Raw genomic sequence first — 1,312 nt, 5'->3', positions numbered from 1 at the left:
TCTGAATCACACCTCAGCCCAAATTAATAGGTCCTGAGCCTAGGGAGCATCGCCGGCAGCGTCTGCCAACTACTTAACAATAGTTGTCGCCAACTCAGGTGGCAGAAGTAAACCGGACAAGCATGGTCAGCGCACCAGAGGAGGATTTCATTTGCGTCAAAGCAACTCCTGCGTGCCGTCCTTCTCAACCGTCTTTCTGGTAGTTTTCGACTTTCTGCTCGATGGCGCCGAAGATGGATTGTCCGGCCCGGTCCTTCATCTCGATGCGCACCGTGTCGCCGCAGCGCAGGANGTGCCGTCCTTCTCAACCGTCTTTCTGGTAGTTTTCGACTTTCTGCTCGATGGCGCCGAAGATGGATTGTCCGGCCCGGTCCTTCATCTCGATGCGCACCGTGTCGCCGCAGCGCAGGAACGGCGTCCTCGCCTCCCCCTGGCGCAGGGTCTCCACCGTGCGCAGCTCCGCCAGGCAGGAATAGCCCAGGCCCCCCTCGGACACCGGCCTGCCCGGCCCGCCATCCGCATCCTTGTTCGACACAGTGCCGGAGCCGATGACCGCGCCGGCTCCCAGCGGCCGCGTCCTGGCCGCATGCGCGATCAGGGTCGGAAAGTCGAAGGTCATGTCCACGCCGGCATCGGGCCGGCCGAAGGGCTGGCCGTTGAGGCGCGAGAGCAGCGGCAGGTGCAGCCTGGCCCCGTCCCAGGCCTCCCCCAGCTCGTCGGGGGTGACCGCCACGGGCGAGAAGGCCGAGGAGGGCTTGGCCTGGAAGAAGCCGAAGCCCTTGGCGAGCTCTCCCGGGATCAGGTTGCGCAAGGAGACGTCGTTGACGAGCACGATCAGGCGGATGGCGCCGGCGGCCTCCTCGCGGCTGGCGCCCAGGGGCACGTCACCGGTGATCACCGCCACCTCCGCCTCGAAGTCGATGCCGTGCGCCTCGTCCACGGCCGGGATCGGATCGCGGGGGCCGAGGAAGGCGTCCGAGCCGCCCTGGTACATGAGCGGGTCGGTCCAGAAGCTCTCCGGCATCTCGGCCCCGCGGGCTTTGCGCACCAGTTCCACGTGGTTCACATAGGCCGAGCCGTCGGCCCACTGGTAGGCCCGGGGCAGGGGCGAGGCGCAGTCGTGCTCGTGGAAGCGGAAGGAGGGCACGGAGCCGTGCTCGAGCTGCTCGGCCAGGTCCTGCAGGCGGGGGGCGACCGTGTCCCAGTCGTCCAGGGCTTGCTGGAGCGTGGGAACGATGAAAAATGCGTCCGTCGCACGGGTGAGATCCCTTGAGACGACGACAAGCCGGCCGTCACGGCCTTGTTTGAGAGA

At 66.4% G+C, this 1,312-nt stretch carries 1 protein-coding gene and 1 pseudogene; both read right to left on the bottom strand.

Features of this window, described 5'->3' with window-relative positions; all coding sequences use genetic code 11:
• Positions 1 to 184: 184 nt before the first annotated feature.
• Positions 185 to 289, bottom strand: a pseudogene (locus LG661_RS25645) (fumarylacetoacetate hydrolase family protein); the annotation flags it as partial.
• Positions 290 to 304: 15 nt separating this feature from the next.
• On the bottom strand, positions 305 to 1,312 hold a 1,008-nt coding region (locus LG661_RS24610), incomplete at its 5' end, for a fumarylacetoacetate hydrolase family protein (RefSeq protein WP_230534628.1).

The sequence above is a fragment of the Microvirga roseola genome, assembly GCF_020866965.1.
GTDB classification, from domain to species: Bacteria; Pseudomonadota; Alphaproteobacteria; order Rhizobiales; family Beijerinckiaceae; genus Microvirga; species Microvirga roseola.
The sequence above is the reverse complement of the archived record's forward strand: the minus strand, read 5'-3'. Positions and strand labels throughout refer to the sequence as shown.